13 protein-coding genes are annotated in these 16,335 nt (G+C 52.4%); 4 read left to right on the top strand and 9 right to left on the bottom strand.

Annotated elements, in window-relative coordinates; genetic code table 11:
* Positions 1–13: 13 nt before the first annotated feature.
* The gene (locus F0P93_RS07930; protein WP_150875776.1) at positions 14–2,242 is read right to left on the bottom strand and encodes a GumC family protein; all 2,229 of its coding nucleotides are present in this window, start codon (positions 2,240–2,242) and stop codon (positions 14–16) included.
* A 14-nt stretch (positions 2,243–2,256) separates the two neighbouring features.
* Positions 2,257–3,018, bottom strand: a complete 762-nt coding sequence (locus F0P93_RS07925; protein WP_225309399.1) for a TolC family protein — start codon at positions 3,016–3,018, stop codon at positions 2,257–2,259.
* A 548-nt stretch (positions 3,019–3,566) separates the two neighbouring features.
* On the opposite strand from F0P93_RS07925, the gene F0P93_RS07920 reads away from it, so the two are divergent.
* Together F0P93_RS07920 and F0P93_RS07915 are read left to right on the top strand one after the other, a co-directional pair.
* A complete protein-coding gene (locus F0P93_RS07920) occupies positions 3,567–4,790 on the top strand; it encodes a glycosyltransferase (RefSeq protein WP_150875775.1) in 1,224 nt (407 codons plus the stop codon).
* A gap of 18 nt (positions 4,791–4,808) precedes the next feature.
* Entirely contained in the window at positions 4,809–5,429 is a 621-nt protein-coding gene (locus F0P93_RS07915; protein WP_150875774.1) for an acyltransferase, read from the top strand.
* 5 nt (positions 5,430–5,434) lie between these two features.
* Here the strand turns inward: F0P93_RS07915 and F0P93_RS07910 are convergent, their stop codons facing one another.
* The 5 genes from F0P93_RS07910 to F0P93_RS07890 all read right to left on the bottom strand — a co-directional run bounded on the left by F0P93_RS07910 (position 5,435) and on the right by F0P93_RS07890 (position 11,386).
* Positions 5,435–6,301 (bottom strand): beta-1,6-N-acetylglucosaminyltransferase, encoded by an 867-nt coding sequence (locus F0P93_RS07910; RefSeq protein ID WP_225309398.1) that lies wholly within the window; start codon positions 6,299–6,301, stop codon positions 5,435–5,437.
* Positions 6,302–8,017, bottom strand: a complete 1,716-nt coding sequence (locus F0P93_RS07905; protein ID WP_150875773.1) for a GMC oxidoreductase — start codon at positions 8,015–8,017, stop codon at positions 6,302–6,304.
* A gap of 13 nt (positions 8,018–8,030) precedes the next feature.
* Complete coding sequence (locus F0P93_RS07900; RefSeq protein WP_150875772.1) at positions 8,031–8,603, bottom strand: gluconate 2-dehydrogenase subunit 3 family protein; 573 nt, start codon at positions 8,601–8,603, stop codon at positions 8,031–8,033.
* Positions 8,604–8,732: 129 nt separating this feature from the next.
* Entirely contained in the window at positions 8,733–10,166 is a 1,434-nt protein-coding gene (locus F0P93_RS07895; RefSeq protein WP_150875771.1) for an O-antigen ligase family protein, read from the bottom strand.
* Positions 10,167–10,207: 41 nt separating this feature from the next.
* On the bottom strand, positions 10,208–11,386 hold the full coding sequence (locus tag F0P93_RS07890; protein ID WP_150875770.1) for an acyltransferase family protein: 1,179 nt from the start codon (positions 11,384–11,386) through the stop codon (positions 10,208–10,210).
* Between the two features lie 550 nt (positions 11,387–11,936).
* Between F0P93_RS07890 and F0P93_RS07885 the strand changes: the two genes are divergently transcribed.
* Both F0P93_RS07885 and F0P93_RS07880 read left to right on the top strand, forming a co-directional pair.
* Positions 11,937–12,386: a response regulator transcription factor gene (locus F0P93_RS07885; RefSeq protein ID WP_150875769.1), complete on the top strand. Its 450-nt coding sequence runs from the start codon at positions 11,937–11,939 to the stop codon at positions 12,384–12,386.
* Between the two features lie 275 nt (positions 12,387–12,661).
* Positions 12,662–13,849 (top strand): glycosyltransferase family 2 protein, encoded by a 1,188-nt coding sequence (locus F0P93_RS07880; protein ID WP_150875768.1) that lies wholly within the window; start codon positions 12,662–12,664, stop codon positions 13,847–13,849.
* A 90-nt stretch (positions 13,850–13,939) separates the two neighbouring features.
* Here the strand turns inward: F0P93_RS07880 and F0P93_RS07875 are convergent, their stop codons facing one another.
* A complete protein-coding gene (locus F0P93_RS07875) occupies positions 13,940–15,652 on the bottom strand; it encodes a GMC oxidoreductase (RefSeq protein ID WP_150875767.1) in 1,713 nt (570 codons plus the stop codon).
* A 14-nt stretch (positions 15,653–15,666) separates the two neighbouring features.
* Complete coding sequence (locus tag F0P93_RS07870) at positions 15,667–16,221, bottom strand: gluconate 2-dehydrogenase subunit 3 family protein (RefSeq protein WP_225309397.1); 555 nt, start codon at positions 16,219–16,221, stop codon at positions 15,667–15,669.
* Between the last annotated feature and the right edge of the window lie 114 nt (positions 16,222–16,335).

Raw genomic sequence — 16,335 nt, 5'->3', positions numbered from 1 at the left:
CCTTTAAAATCGGCTACGATAGTTTTCCGTATTGAAGCGTCCGCTGGTTTTCCAATGAACGGAGGGTGCGCTGTACCTCCAGTGAGTGTTCGGGCTGAACCGGTCTTTGCTGGGCATCGGCCTTGCTGGGGGCGTCGATGTAACTGCCGTCGACCCGGTTCAAAACCGTTACGACCGTGTGAGTGGCAATTTTCAGGTACATCTCCAGCACTTTCCGCTCTGTTCGGGCCCAAATGCTGTTGACGTCCGTCACCAGAATCGAAACCGTGCTTTGGTCGATCAGATAAACCGGGATCGGACTGCTAATGAGCGCCGGTATTTCCAGAATAATCCGGTCGAATTGAGAAGCATCGAATTTGGTTTGTTCGTCGAACAGGTACTCAATTTCCGTGACATTCATCAGGTCCGAGCGCCGGGTGTAGGGAAAAAACGTAACGCCTTCCTGCTCCACTTTCTGCTGCTCGTCGTTCAGGCGCGGATAACAATAGGCAACCTGCTGGCCGGCTTCGGCATACATCCGGCCGAGGCTGTTGGCCACCCAGGTTTTTCCCTGTTTTGAGCGCACACTGAACAGCGTGATCAGGGGCGGATACGGTTTTGTCGCGGTGGTTTTGATGATCTCGAAATTGATCGCATTGCACAACTGCTCGAACATGCTCAGGGCCGTTCGGCCGGCTTTGGAGTCGATCGTGAACTTGCTCACCTTCGGGAAAACAGCGGCAACGGGTCGCCCGATCAGCGACTCGGCCTGCTCCGGCGAACTGATCCGGCGGTCGATCCAGAACCGGATGGCGGTCAACAGCAGGGCAATGAACAAGCCCACGCCGAAGCCGAGCGCAATAAAGAGCCACCGTTTGGATTGCGCATCGTACGGAAAGTTGGGCGCATCCAGCGTAGTCAGCGCGCCATCCACTGAGATGTCCTGGCGGTGTGTAATGGCCTGATTCAGATACTGAACCGAAGTCAGGTAATCTTTTTCTGCCAACGTTAAATCCCGATTCAACTGCCGCAGTTCGGATTCCAGTGGGCTGTATTCATCCGTTTTGGTCTGGTATTCACCCATGCGGGCTTTGTATACCTCAAGCCGGGCCGACGATTCCTCAAAGTCGATGACTTTCTCGAGCCACTCGTTCAGCAGCGTACGTTGCGGAATGGATTCGGGCGTACTTTCAGCCGCCGTGTAGTTGCGGGCGGTTACTTTCAGGGCTTCCGATGCCTGCTCGACCCGGGTTTGCAAACGGGTAACGACGTTTTGCGGCTGTCCATACGCCTGTGCGTTGACCAACTGATTCTGGGCATCAGTCAACTCGGCCTGTTTCGCTTTCAGATCACTGCTGGCGAGCAACATCGGACCCAGTTGTCCCAAACGCTTGTTGAGTGCATCCATGGAAGCCTTGGCGGCTTTGTTGGTCATCAGCTCCTTGTTGTAGTCGCCGGAAAACAGCTCCCGTGAAGCCGCGACGTTTTTCGACTCCTCCTCGAAGTTCAGCAATTTATGCTGGACACTGAAGGCCCTAAGTTTGTTTTCGGCATCATCCAACCGCTTCTTCGACGCTTTCGCTTGTTCTTCGTAGTAACTGACGACCGAGTTCGTTTCGGCGGTTTTCAGAGTCGTATACCGTTTGTTCAGAATGGCAATGGCATAACTCAGGGTTTGCTGCGCTATGGCGGGATCATACGATTCATACTCCAGATCGAGCATGTCGCTGGGGCTACGGCGGGTGGCTTTCAGTTTTTTGCCAATCGTCGAAATCGAACAGTAGGCGTACGATTTCAGCAGGATGTATTGTACGGGATTGTCCGTGGAACTGCGCGAGAGGCTGTCGATCCGGGCGTGCAATGTAGCCTCATCCGCGTTTTTAGTGAGGGAGAGCCGCAAGGGTTCTGGGATGTGCAGACGAAGTTCCTGGAAAGCGGGCAGTGACTGGATTTTTCCGTCCGGCTTGTCGAGCGGCAGGTGTCGGGTCAGCAAATCCACCCCAATCTGACGCAGGGTTTCCTTGGAGTTGAGGGTAGTCAGCAAGTTTTCAAAAGCAGCCGCTGAGTGGTCGATAAAACCGGCCTGCTGATCCGAAAGCAGCGAATAGCCGGACGCCAGCCCCGTGTAGAGCGTTGCCTGGGATTTAAAAACCCGGGGGTCATCTTTCGTAAAAAAATAGACTGAACCCGCCGTCAGAACAGGAATCAGAATAAACCAGAGCGCATGCTGTTTTAATAGACGCAGGAAGACCCGTGGTGTCATTGATGAGAGTGAAGTTATTTACGTTTTAGCTGTTGAATCGGAACACCCACTGTTGCTTCGAGGTAGAAGACGTTTTTCAGGAATTCACCTCGTGCCTGTTCGGCAATGGACTTTGTTTGGGCATAGCCATTGCTAGCCGTGGCCATACTTTTCGGATCGATGCGCCCCTGTTGAGAGTCGGCTTCGGCAATCCGGTAAACCGCAAAAGCCGCCTGTTCGTCCTGAATCCGGATTTTTAACACCCGCTGCGAGGTCATCAAATCCTGATAAATGGTAACCAGGTCTTTTTTTAATTGCAGCTCTGCGATTTCTTTTTTGATTACGGCTGACTGATAATTAGCGCGGGCCTGCCGGATTTTGTGACCTCTGCCAAACAGGTCATACAGACTGATCTGAAGCCCGACGCCCGTCCGGTAGCCATTGGCAATCTGTCCCAGCGCATCGGCCCCGAAGGAGGTATTCGATAGAATGGCCTGGTTTCCAAAGGAATAATTGGTAAAACCGGTTGCCGACTCCAGAATCTGTATTTTAGAAAGTTTGTAATCCGCATTTTGGGTAATGATGGACTCATTTTCCAGCCGGATCAGCGGAGAGCGGGCGAGGGCCAGTTTGTAGATTTCTTCAAAAGGCAGCAGTTGTGTGGACAGGTCCTGGGTAATGTCGAGGTAGAGGGTATCATTCGGTGCCGAAACGGCCTGACCAGCGGGCGTTTGGGTGGTGGGAACCGTCGTTTGACCGAAAAGCAGAGGGTGTATAAATAGACATAAGAAAGGCAATATGATACCCTTTCGATGTGTATTGAATACTAAATTTAATAATCTGGATGTCATCACGAAGGATCGGCCGGTAGAAGGTCGCATGGTATAATTAACAGAATACTGGTAGCAAAAACAGTACCATTCTGTGGTTGCGGGATTTGTATTACATCCGCAAGCATAAAGTAGGGATTTCTGTTAACTAATTGTTTTTCTTTATATTGTAAGGGAATGGTTCTGCGTATACACGCAGAGTGACCCCGGTAATATTTATTTCGAAAATGATTTGAGCCTGTTCCAGTTTAAATTATCAGACAAATATTCAGGCGCGCAAGTCTCCTGAAAATCAAGCATACTATTTGCTCTGTCCTTCCGGGAAAGAGATTGGTGAAGATGTTGTTTATCAGACACAATTAAAGATTATTTGCTTCTGCCCCTAAATCCCCTAGAGTGGAATTTTTGCATCTGGGCAATTCGACGACCAAGCCCCCTTTAGGGGATTTAGGGGCAGAAGCAAATGTCAAAACTAAAGATCATCGAGAAAGTCTAATCAGGTATCCTTCAGAATCATGAATAAGTTGTCTGGCAGAACGAATTTTGTCATCACATCCCGGCAGCCCTGGGAGGAAAAGCAGTTGGGCAGCAACATTCGGGACATGGCCCGAACCTTGTCCGAACACCATTCGGTGCTGTTTGTCAACGAACCGCTGGACTGGTCGGCGCGGCTTTCCAAAAAATCGGGCCGGGCGCAGCGACGCGACGAATTTGTGGCCGAAAACCAGGGCAAACACCTGTTTCAGGCCGAACCGAACCTCTGGGTGTTGTCGCCCCAATCGTTGCTGGGCTCCTTTAACTGGTTGCCCGACACGCCCCTCTACGATTGGGCCAACCGCTACAACGGCACGGTTTTGTCGAACGAAATCAAGCTGGCCGTAAAGGAGTTAGGTTGGAAATCCTTTGTTCTGATCAATGACAACGACATGCTTCAGGGCTTTTACCTGAAGGAATTGCTCAAACCGGCGGTCTATGTCTATTACCTGCGGGACAATTTTTTGGCGGTCGATTTCTGGAAGCGGCACGGCGAACGGCTGGAACCGCTGCTGATGAGTAAGGTCGATCTGGTGGCCAGTAATTCGCTCTACCTCGCCAACCAGGCGGCCCGGTACAACCCGCGTTCGGTGTATGTGGGGCAGGGCTGCGACCTGAAAATGTTCGATCCGGCGGCCATCCACGAAATACCGGCCGACATGGCTGCGATTCCTTATCCCCGCATTGGCTACGCCGGCGCGCTCACCGGTTTGCGGCTGGATGGTGGTCTGATCGAAACCGTAGCTCGCCAACGGCCTGACTGGCAGGTGGTTCTGATTGGCGCCACCGACGACTCGTTCCCCACCGAACGGTTGAAAGCCCTGCCCAATGTGACGTTTCTGGGCTCCAAATCGCCCCATCAGATTCCGGCCTATCTGGCGGCTATGGACGTATTGATCAATCCACAGGTCCTGAACGAAGTGACCATCGGGAATTATCCGCGCAAAATTGACGAATACCTGGCGATGGGAAAACCGGTCGTTGCCGGTAAAACGGAAACGATGGCGTTGTTTGATCAACACGTTTACCTGGCCGAAAACGCAGAGCAATTTGTTGCCCGCATCGCCGACGTTCTGAATGGTAAAATCCTGTCGTCGCCCGACGAACGGATTGCCTTTGCCTGGGAGCATACCTGGGCCAATTCGGTGGGGGCCTTAACCGATGCCATTGATCAACTGCTTGTCTCTCAGCCCCAAACCATCTGATTCGTTTCTGAAAACCGTATGAAAGCGTTCATCGACCGCAACCCCCGGCTAAAACACCTGATCCACTGGCTGTTGATCCCCCGGCATGAGGCCCGGCCCCGGCGGTGGGTGAGCTGGTTCGTGAATCCGTTCATTCACAAACGGCACCGGACGTCGATGATCCGGTCGTCGGTGCGGCTCGATGTGCTGCCTTTCAGCCCCTTCGCGCTGGGTTCGCACAGTGTGATCGAAGCATTCAGTGTGATCAACAACGGTGTGGGACCGGTTTTGATTGGGGATCGGTGTACGGTCGGCATTGGGTCGGTGGTGATCGGGCCGGTGACGATCGGGACGGATGTGATCATTGCCCAGCACGTCGTACTGTCGGGCCTGAACCATTCCTACGAAGACGTGAGCCGGTCGATTCGGGAGCAGCCCGTCGTTACCCGGCCAATTGTGATTGAAGATGAATGCTGGATTGGCGCCAATGCCGTCATTACGGCGGGGGTCACCATCGGTCGGCATTCGGTGGTGGCGGGGGGAAGTGTCGTGACGCGGAACGTTCCGCCGTATTCCGTGGTAGGTGGCAATCCGGCCCGCTTGCTGAAGCAGTATGACCCGGTCGAAAAAACGTGGACAAAACCGGCGGTTCAGGTCTGAATACGTCAGCGTTTCAGCAACGAAGCGTCCAGAATGTCCATGATTTCGGGTTCCGTCGTGCTGTTGAATTTTCGGGCGAAGAGCTTCCCGGAGTTCCGCAGGGCGGTTTCATCCGCCACCGTCAGCGTTTTTGGGCTCGCGTTTCCTTCCGACCAGTCGATGTAGCGCAGGTTCTCGTTGCGCATCGCCGGTTTGAAAGCGGAATTATACAGAATGGTTTGAAAAATCAGTTCGTCGGCCCCCCAGGTCATTTTAAAAAAGCGGACGACCTGCGGATGTTCCCGGAGATACAGCAAAATGTAACGAACCGCGCCTAAAGTAATCGTAAACCATTGAGAACGACCCACAAAGGTTAGGTTTTCCGGCGCTTTCCGGTTGGGTAATACCGCATTCAGCAGCTTTTCGACCGCGTATTTTCCGGTAAAAGAATAATTGATGAGGTGGTATTTTTTCACCCGGGGCAGAGCCTCGTGCCATTCGTAATCCACCGACAAAAACTCCATGAACTGCGTTCCGGCGTTTTCTTTCAAAAAATCATGGATAAAACCGGGCGGTCTGAGCGGATAATCCTGGCCACTCAGCAGATTGATGTAGGCATACGGAATGCCGGAAGCAACGATTTCTTCAAACCCGTTCAGGGTGGCCTGAACAATGCTGTAGGCTCCCCAAAACACCTTTTCCCGTTTTCGGATGAAGAAAACATTCAGGTTTTTCCGCATTTTCAGGAACGGCGTCAGATCGGTTTTTTCGTCAATGTGAATGTAAAAATCCGCATTGGGGTGCTGCAATGACTGAATCAGGCGGCTGAGTTGCTCGGGTTGTCCGTGGGCCAGAATCAAATGGGCCAGTTTCAGGCGGTCGTTCGCTATCATCTACAGATTTAATTTCTTCAGTTCAGAAACCGCATGGGCGCAGGCGCGGGCCGTCAGCGCCATGTAGGTCAGCGACGGATTCTGGCAGGCCGACGAAGTCATGCAACTGCCGTCGGTAATATACACATTTTTGACATCGTGCATCTGGTTGAAGGCATTGAGCACCGACGTTTTGGGGTCGCGGCCCATCCGGGCGGTTCCCATTTCGTGAATGGCAGAACCCGGCGGCTGGTCAAAATAGAATTTTTCCACCTTTTTGAAGCCGGCTTTTTCGAGCATTTCTGCCGCGCTGTTTTTAATGTCAGATCGCATGTTGATCTCGTTTTCGCGGTACTTAAAATTAATTCGCACGAGCGGTAAGCCCCATTGGTCGCGCTCCTCCGGATCAATGGTCACCCGGTTGTCGTCGTAGGGGAGGGTTTCGCCCCAGGCCCCCATCACCACGTTCCAGGGGCCGGGCTTCGCGAGGGTGGCTTTCAGCGATTCGCCAAAACCGCTGGTGCCCCGGTATAACTCTCCCCACTCGGCCCGTTCGCCCCGGCCCTGGTAGCCAAACCCGCGCAGGTAGTCTTTGCTCCGGGTCTCGGGACTAATGTTTCGGAAGCGGGGAACGTAAAAACCGGTGGGTCTCCGACCGCTATAGTATTGATCCTGAAAGCCTTCAAACTCGCCCTGTGCCCCTCCCATCATGAAATGGTCCATCAGATTCCGCCCGACCTGATCACTCGAATTGCCCAGTCCGTTGGGAAACCGGCTCGAAACGGAGTTCAGCAAAATCGAGGCTGTGGCAATCGTTGAGGCATTCAGGAAAATAATCCGGGCAAAATAATCGGTCACTTCGTTCGTGTGGGCGTCGATCACCCGCACGCCGGTCGCCCGGTTTTTGTGTTCGTCATACAGCACTTCGGCGACGATGGAATCCGGCCGTAACGTCAGGTTCCCCGTATGAGCTGCTGCGGGTAATGTGCCCGAATTACTGCTGAAATACCCGCCGAATGGGCAGCCCCGGTTGCATAGGTTCCGGTGTTGGCAGGGGCCACGCCCGTTCCAGCCACGCGTGAGGTTCGCAACCCGGCCAATGGTAAGAATCCGGTCGTTGTAGTGACGGCGAATCTGCTGTTTCAGGTGGGTTTCCACGCAGTTCAGCTCCATGGGGGGCAAGAACTGGCTGTCTGGTAAATGGGGGAGTCCTTCGGCCTGACCGCTGATGCCGATAAATTTCTCGACGTAATCGTACCAGGGTTCAATTTCCCGGTAGCGAATGGGCCAGTCGACGCCAATGCCGTCTTTGGCATTGGCTTCAAAATCCAGTTCGCCGAGCCGGTAGCACTGCCGCGCCCAGGTGAGCGACCGCCCGCCCACCTGGTAACCCCGGATCCAGGAAAACGGTTTTTCCTGGATGTAGGGGTGCTCCTGGTCGTTGACAAAAAAATGTTTGGTGGCTTCGTTATAGACCGGACAACTGCTTTGAACCGGACTCTGCCGCCGGTCCTGCAACACGGTGCTAAGCCGGTACGGGAATTCCCAGGCGTTTTTCTCGGAGGTGGGGTAGTCGGTGATGTGCTCGACGTTCCGGCCCCGTTCCAGCACCAGCGTTTTCAGGCCCTGCTCGCAGAGTTCCTTGGCGGCCCAGCCACCACTGATGCCGGAACCGACGACAATGGCATCGAAAGTATACAATTCTTTTCCGTTGTTTTTAACAGGAATGGGGGTCATGGAAAGGTCGTGGTTAGCGGATGGCCCAGGATTTTTGTCCGGCAAAAAGCGGAATACAACCGGTGTAGTGGCCAGGCGTAAAAACATAGGCCAGCCCTTGGGTTGCGCCGGTCATCGACGTGTAATACCCGACGCAGGTGTATTCTTTCAGGGTGGTAAAAAACGAATTGCCAATCAGTTTCCGCTCCACTTTTCCGGGAATTCCCTCAAACGGTTTTCCGTCTTTTTCGAAATGCCGCATCACCTCGTTTTGCTCCTGCCGGGAGCATCTTATGTACGGTTTTCCAAACCGGCTGATGCTGTAAGGATCGACGGCTTTCAGGCCTTCGATGAAGCGGTTCTGGGAAACTTTCAGCGTGTTTTCCAGCACCATTTTCAGGATGAAATCAGGTACCCCGGCGGCAATGGCGCCCGGCGTATCGGTGGCCGGAATAATCGTTTCAGCCAAAGCCGCCAGGAGTTCTTTCTGGCTGTGGATGAACACCAGATCGGGATTTTTGTACCAGGAAATCCACTTGAAGCCCTTGAAGGCTACACTGCCAGCTCCCAAAAGGGTGATCCCCAGAATGGCTTGGCGACGTTTCATAGAGGTTGAGGAATAAGGATTAAAAGTATAGGTATTCGGTATTCGGTTTTCGGTGGCTGACGCAGGCTACCGGTCGGGTTTGTAACAGCGTTAGCCACCGAAAACCGAAAACCGAAAACCGTAAGCCGCCTAGCTCTTGTCCCACCGATTGCAGGTGGTGAACAGGAGTGCGTTGATGAACAGCATGGAACTGGTGGGGAACTGACCCAGAACCGGGTTGGAATACCCCATGACGGCGATGCCGACAAAAACTGCCACCAGGCCCCGCATCGTGGAGGTGAGCCAGGGGTCTTTCAGGTGCCAGACCCGGTAAACCCCAATCGAAATCAGCGCGATCAGCATCATAATGTACAGAACCATGCCCACCCGGCCGGTTTCGATCCACAGCTCGACATACCAGCTATCCGGCGAAATCTGGGCGGCCCAGTGGTTGGGCGAAAACCGCTGACCTGTATCGAGTGAGGTTCCTATGCCCGCACCGAATGGTAAGTCTTTCAGGTAATTAGCCAGTTTTTGCTGGTTTTTCAACCGCAGCAGAAACGACGGATCTTCCAGCGGATTCAGGGCCGTTCGCATGCGTTGAATCTGGTAATTTCCACTGCCGGCGTTGGTATATTTCAGGACAAAAAGCAGGGGAGCTGCCACGCAGATCCCAATGGCAATTTTGACCAGGTCCCGCTTCATGAAGAGATAAAAACCGTAGCCGGCAATCAGCACAAAAAGGGCGCTGCGCGTTCCCGAAACGGCGTAGCCCCAGAAATAGACCAGGAGCAGGAACAGGTACCCCAGCTTGCGCGGCAACGTTTCGGATTCAAAACTCCAGATAAAGCAGAGGAGCGAAACGGCGGCCATTTCGGCCCCAAACTGCGAGGCATCGGTGTAAAACGAGAAACTGCGCAGGTGACCAAACAGGATGTGCGTCGAAGCGGCTCCCGAGTTGAGCCAGATCATCTCGTTGGTGGTCAGGCCAATGTATTGCTGCTTGAACGCCCAGAGGGCCGCCAGAAAGGACCAGATGAGCCAGGTTCGAAGAATAATCAGGATATCGCCCCGCGTCAGGTCGATGACCAGCATGGTGCAGGTGACAATGAAAAAATGCAGGGAAAAGGAGCGGGCGTGAAAAAACCAGGCGGCCCGGTAGGGCGATTCCGGATTAAAGATTTCCAGCACCGTGTAAAAAAACCAGATTCCGACGAGGTAAAAAGCCGGATGATGCAACCGTTTCCACGACAATCGCCGGTTGTTCACGATCAGACTCAGCACGGTAAGTCCGAGAATGCCGTCGATAATCATCCCGAAGGGGATGCTGACGGGCAGAAAGCGGGCGAGGGCATTGACCAGAAAACTGAGCTGCACATAGACCAGAAAACCGAATTTGGGCTCGGCCAGCACACCTCCCACCAGAAGAAGCCCGAGCGGTAGGATGATAATGACCGCCGATCCGAGAATTCCTAGTCTGGCAATTAGGAAACCGGAAGCTACGGCAATGAGGGTTCCAAGCAGGCTGAATAACCAGAAGTTCTTCTGTATGGTGTACGATAAGGAAGCGGTCTGATTGCCCATTTTTGCGAATTAGAACCCCCGGCAGGGCGCTCACGGTACGGTTATTTGGTGTTGGTCAGGGTCGGTTGGATAGCGTCGGTAGCGCCGGGCGAATTGACAACCGGCTCGGCAATATTGTCGCCACTGACAACTTTGGAATACTTGATTTTAGCCTTGATAAACCGGCGTTCAAACCATTCGTAGGAGGCCGCAGCCAGGAGAATGGTCAGCAGAATGCTGGCACTGTAGAGCAGCCAGTTGTTGCCCGGAAAAACGGGTTGCAGCAGTTTGAAAGCGATTAAAATCGCGATCATGTGGTACATATAGATGCCGAACGAAATCTTGCCGAGGTAATGTAAAACCGGGTGTTCGAGTTTGATGAGTGTCTGTTTATTGGCGGCCAGGTTGAGAATGATCACCGCAAACAGACAGGCATACGTTTCCTGGTGCAGATACGGGATTTCAACTCCCCGAACGATCATGAAAGCCGTCAGCAGGTAAACGGCGGCTTGCAACCAGCGGTTGAACAGCACGCGGAGAATGCCTTCCCGGCGGTAGAAAAGTGCCCAGGCAATCACCCCGCCAATGGCCATGCAATCCACGTTGAAGCTGTTCCAGAATTTTGCTACAAAGCTGATAGCCTGGTGGGTGACGCCACTGGAAGTTAGAAAGAGCAGCCCAAACTTGATCAGCAGGTAGACCACAATCGTGCCTAAGGCCACCCGCAGCGGATGGCCCACCTTTTTCATGAGCAAAGGCCAGAAGGCGTAGAACTGCTCCTCCACCCCAATCGACCAGGTTTGGTTGATGTGGGGTACGGGCGTGGCTACCAGGTTGGGCAGAATAACAATGAACAGGATGACTTTGACCAGGAAACTTCTGTGCAGTAAATCAGAATAAATCGGAATGTCAAAAAACGGGATGTGGGGCAGCACGAACAAGCCTAAAACCACGATCAGGTAATACAGCGGCCAGATTCTGAGCACCCGTCGCAGGTAAAAATGGCGGATTGCAATCGTGCCCGTAACCGCTCTTTCCTGCAAAAGCAGGTAGGTAATTAAAAAACCGCTCAGGACAAAAAACAGCACGACACCCAGCTTCCCGATCAGATCGACGAAGGGCAGGTGCCAGTAGTTATCGACTTTGAAAATAAGCTTGATTTGTTCAATGTGGTGAATGATCACCCAAAGAGCAGCGATGAATCGTAAGCCGTTTAAATTAGGGAAGTAGACTGCTCGCATGGTACCGATTGTGTTCACTGGCTACCATTGAAAAACAGCCATAATCTGTCAGAAGTAGCCTTGAACACCAATCACATATCGTGCCAAGTGTGTCTGGTAATTTGGAGATTCTGCACATTGTAGGTTGCCTAAGGTAGAAATACGGTAACATTCCCGATCTAATGCCGGACAGAGGTTCATTTTCTGTCGGGGCCTTTGCAGGGAGCATGATTATTTTCTCATCTTGCAAAAATAATTACACATTTTTGTTTTTACTTAAAATTAGGTATTCTATATTTGTCCTGCTGTTTGGTAATGTTGGTGGGCAGAAAGAGAATGATACTGTATGTTTTTGATTTAATCATTTAATAGACAGGGTATTATTATCAATTTTTGCTTGTTGAATGCAAAAGCCTTAACGATTGTACTCAAATTTCCATGACCGATATTTGTCATTTAATTGACCAGTAAAGAATGCTAAAATAAGTGTTTTTACTTATTATTTTCTGTAATACCGTACTTTGTCAGTCCTTGAGCTTGTATTCTGATTGAAGAAAAAAAACAACGTGCTATGAAATTCCCGAAAGTAAACCTGTTGATTATAGAGAGTAATCGTTTCCTGGTTCGGATCCTGCTGGAGACACTTGCTGATGAATTTAATGTGATTGTGGCCTCTAATGGGAATGAAGCCATGAATCTGCTCGAAAAAGGCCTTTCTACTGATTTCATTGTCACCGACCTGAAAGTGCCGAAGGTGGACGGTTTGGAATTGATCCAACTCGTTCGGAAGAGTAGCCGCTACCATTCGCTTCCCATTCTGGCCCTGTCGGGTTCTGAAGACAGCAATACCCGCATTCGGTGTCTGGAAAATGGCGCTGATGATTGCATGACAAAACCGTTCAATCCGCTCGAATTGCAGGCCAAAATCCGGGCGATGCTCCGCAGGGTTTCAATTCCCTTTTCGCGACCCGTGGTTGGTGCCGCTCCTTATTATGCCCAGGCCGTGCCCGTACGGGCTTGATAATTATTTCTATTACCAGACATTAATTTCTCTGTCCTACTGATTGAAAGTAGACTCCTGAAAAGTACTCAGCGCAAGGCCAAATGGAAATCTTTGGGTTGAGAACACGCTTAACTGATTAAATGGTATATTATTTGCTGTCAGATCGGCATGAATCTGATGGTTAGAAAGAGGAAGACCGCCGTAGAAAAAACAGCCGTATCCTGGGTGAAGCGAAAATTATCAGACAAATTGACGAGCAGAATTGGTTTGTACAGTGATAATTTTACCGAATCATGGATTTTGTAGGGTATCTGATTTTTCTGCCGGTCGGTCTTTACCTCGGATTTAACATTCTGTATCTTCTTGTTTGTGCCCTGGCAGGCTGGTTTGGCGGAGACGACAGCGAACCCGAGACCAAAACCACGACCCGCACCCGCCGAATTGCCGTTCTGGTACCCGCCTACAAAGAGGATAAAGTCATTCTGGACTCGGTTCAGGCCAATCTTCAACAGACGTATCCCGCTGATTCCTACGACATTTACGTGATTGCCGACTCGTTTCGCGCCGAGACCTTGCAGCAACTTGCCCAATTTCCCGTCAAGGTTCTGGTGGTGAGTTTTGAAGAATCGACGGTTCAGAAATCACTGACAAAAGCCCTTGAACTTCTTCCGGAACAGATCTACGACATAGTGCTCGTTTCTGATGCCGACAACCACATGGCACCCGATTTTCTGCACCGGATCAACCAGGCGTTCGACTGCGGCTGGCGGGCGGTTCAGGGCCACCGGGTGGCTAAAAACACCAATACCAGCGTGGCGGTTTTGGACGCCATGAATGAAGAAGTCAACAACCACCTGTTTCGGGGTGGGCAGCGGGCGCTGGGCTTCTCGGCATCGCTGATTGGGTCAGGCATGGCGTTTGAACCCGAAACGATGAAGCGGGCCATGGGCCAGATTCGCTCGGTCGGGGGCTACGACAAAGAGCTGGAAATGTTGCTGTTGACCGAAGATATTGAGATCGCATACCTGAAACAAGCCCTGATTTACGACGAGAAGGTGCAGAATCTGGAAGTGTTCGAACGCCAGCGTACCCGTTGGATTGCCGCTCAGATTCATTTTGTGAAGCTGTATTTCGGCACCGGCATCCGGCAATTGATGAGGGGAAACTGGCATGCTTTCAACGGGTTGCTGAAGGCGCTGCTTATCCCGCGCGTTTTGTTTCTCGCACTCCTGTTTGTGGGAACACTGGCTGGTTTGGTGATTGGTAATCAGATGGTCTGGGGCTACTTTGGCAGTATGTTGGTAACGCTACTGTTCAGCCTCCTGATCTCGATTCCGGGTTACCTCTGGCAGAAAATCTCGATTCGGGATGTGCTGACTTTCCCGTTGCTGGTCTTTCGCATGATGCGTTCCCTGCTGAAAATCAAAGCTGCCGGGAAGAAATTTCTGCACACGCCCCACGGGGAAACGAGCGTAAAATAGATAAAGAGTTATATCGCGGAGTTGAGCGGAGAAAAAAAGAGTTGAGCAGAGAAAAATAAACTCCGCTCAACTCCGCGATATAACTTAATTCTACAGATTCGTCTTTTTCATCTCTTTCACCGCGTAGTCCACCGCCCGGGCCGTCAGTGCCATGTAGGTCAGCGACGGGTTTTGGGTTGAGGTGGACGTCATCGATGCTCCGTCGGTTACGAACACATTTTTGACGTGGTGCATCTGGTTCCATTTGTTGAGAATCGACGTCTTGGGATCTTTGCCCATGCGAGCCCCGCCCATTTCGTGAATGTCCAGCCCCGGATTGCGTTTGTCGTCACGAACGCGAAGGTTCTTAAAACCGGCTGCGGTGAACATTTCCATCATCTGCTCCTGGTAATCCTTCACCATCTTGTCGTCGTTGTCGTCGTACACAATCGACACTTTCAACTGCGGAATGCCAAACGGATCTTTCAGGTTTTTGTCCAGCGCCACGTAATTGCTCTCTTTCGGAATGGTTTCGCCCATCATGTGCGAACCTACGCTCCAGCCGCCCAGCGTCGGATTGGCCAGATTCGCTTTCAAATCGGCGCCGAAACCGTCCTGATTCGACCGCGAAATCCGGTTGGCTGAAAAACCGGCCGCGTAACCCCGCAGGAAGTCGGTTTCCTGTTTGTGAACGTTCCGGAATCGCGGAATGTAGGGGCTGTTGGGGCGTCGGCCTTCGGTGGTCGATTCCAGATACCCGTCGTATTCACCCGAAATGCCCGCCCGGTAGTTGTGGAAAGCGGCATATTTGCCCAGTAAGCCACTGTCGTTGCCCAGCCCGTTCGGAAACCGGTTCGAGGTCGAGTTCAGCAGCACCAGATTGGTGTTCAAAGCGGCCGCATTGACAAAAATGATCCGGGCATAAAACTCGATCATTTCCTTGGTGGTCGCGTCGATCACGCGTACGCCGGTGGCTTTGCCTTTTTTCTCGTCGTAGATAATCGAATGCACCACCGAATGAGGGCGCAAAGTCAGCTTGCCGGTTTTGGCGGCCCAGGGCAGGGTCGAAGCGTTGCTGCTGAAATACCCGCCAAACGGGCAACCGCGCTCACAAATGGTCCGGTGCTGGCATTGCGCCCGGCCCTGTTGCAGGTGAATCGGTTGCGGTTTGGTGATGTGAGCGGCCCGGCCCATAATGACCGGGCGGTCTTTGTATTTGGCCGCCATCTGCTGGCTAAAGTATTTTTCAACGCAGTTCCACTCGTGTGGAGGCAGAAACTCGCCGTCGGGCAGGGTGGCTAAACCGTCTTTATTTCCGGTAATACCGGCGAATTTTTCAACGTGGCTATACCAGGGCGCAATGTCGGCGTACCGAATCGGCCAGTCGACCGCAAATCCGTCGCGGGCCGGGCCCTGAAAGTCGAAGTCGCTCCAGCGCTGGGTCTGGCGCGCCCACAGCAAGGATTTTCCACCTACCTGATAGCCCCGGATCCAGTCGAACGGTTTTTCCTGCACATACGGGTGTTCCGCATCCTTCACGAAAAAATGCGCCGATCCTTCGTGGAAAGCATAACATTTGCCCACAATCGGATTCTCCTTCCGGATGCCGAGCGGTAACTGGCCCCGGTGTTCCATTTCCCAGGTGTTGAGCATGGTCGTGGGGTAGTCGACCACGTGTTTGACGTCGCGGCCCCGTTCCAGCACCAGGGTACGTAATCCTTTCTCCGTCAACTCTTTCGCAGCCCAACCGCCACTGATCCCTGATCCGATCACGATGGCGTCATACGTGGTTGCTTTTACTGCATCGATTGCAAAATTTGCCATAGGGGTTTGGGCTGCTATTTGTTTTGTTGCGTTTTAGGCGTTGTGTTTTTGGCTACCACCGGCACACAACCGTGGTACCGACCGGGTACCATTTCGTAGTGGGTGATGTTGTTCATGACGTATTCGGAGGTCATGTAGCCCCGGATGGTCATGCCTTTTACCAGCGAAAAGAATCCTTTTTCGTCGGCGTCCGACGACTGGCTCATGGTTTTCAGCACCTCGGCTTTCTGACCGGCCTCGAGCGAGGCAAACGATTTGCTGTAGGTTTTCTGGGCGAGGGCTTCCACGGCCGTCAGTCCTTTGGTCAAACTGTCCTGCGCCGACGGTTCCATGCAATCCGTCACAATTTTCTGAATGAAGGTGTGAACGCCCAGGGCTTTCGCGCCCGGGGTGTCGGTGGCGGGCAGGATGGTTTCCACCACTTCGGCTAAAACCGCATCGGCGCGGGGAGCCAGAAACGACGCTCCGGATGGGAGGTTCGCCGAATTCCAGCCGTTTGCCCAACCCGGCAGACTCACCAGTCCGCCCACGGCCACCGCCAAACTTTTAAGTGCTTTTCGTCTTTCCACGAGGTTATTTTTGGTTTACGGTATTCGGTTTATAGTTTACGGTAATCGGTTTTCCGTCTACGGCGGCTTTCGTTATTCGGTTGTTCGGTATTCATTATTCGCTATTTTCAGGCA

The sequence above is a fragment of the Larkinella humicola genome, assembly GCF_008727875.1.
GTDB classification, from domain to species: Bacteria; Bacteroidota; Bacteroidia; order Cytophagales; family Spirosomataceae; genus Larkinella; species Larkinella humicola.
Note: the sequence above shows the minus strand (reverse complement) of the source record. Positions and strands in the feature narration are given on the sequence as shown.

Coding starts and splice junctions, on each gene's coding strand:
- F0P93_RS07930 (WP_150875776.1), bottom strand. CDS start 2,242: ATGACACCACGGGTCTTCCTGCGTCTATTAAAACAGCATGCGCTCTGG.
- F0P93_RS07920 (WP_150875775.1), top strand. CDS start 3,567: ATGAATAAGTTGTCTGGCAGAACGAATTTTGTCATCACATCCCGGCAG.
- F0P93_RS07915 (WP_150875774.1), top strand. CDS start 4,809: ATGAAAGCGTTCATCGACCGCAACCCCCGGCTAAAACACCTGATCCAC.
- F0P93_RS07910 (WP_225309398.1), bottom strand. CDS start 6,301: ATGATAGCGAACGACCGCCTGAAACTGGCCCATTTGATTCTGGCCCAC.
- F0P93_RS07905 (WP_150875773.1), bottom strand. CDS start 8,017: ATGACCCCCATTCCTGTTAAAAACAACGGAAAAGAATTGTATACTTTC.
- F0P93_RS07900 (WP_150875772.1), bottom strand. CDS start 8,603: ATGAAACGTCGCCAAGCCATTCTGGGGATCACCCTTTTGGGAGCTGGC.
- F0P93_RS07895 (WP_150875771.1), bottom strand. CDS start 10,166: ATGGGCAATCAGACCGCTTCCTTATCGTACACCATACAGAAGAACTTC.
- F0P93_RS07890 (WP_150875770.1), bottom strand. CDS start 11,386: ATGCGAGCAGTCTACTTCCCTAATTTAAACGGCTTACGATTCATCGCT.
- F0P93_RS07885 (WP_150875769.1), top strand. CDS start 11,937: ATGAAATTCCCGAAAGTAAACCTGTTGATTATAGAGAGTAATCGTTTC.
- F0P93_RS07880 (WP_150875768.1), top strand. CDS start 12,662: ATGGATTTTGTAGGGTATCTGATTTTTCTGCCGGTCGGTCTTTACCTC.
- F0P93_RS07875 (WP_150875767.1), bottom strand. CDS start 15,652: ATGGCAAATTTTGCAATCGATGCAGTAAAAGCAACCACGTATGACGCC.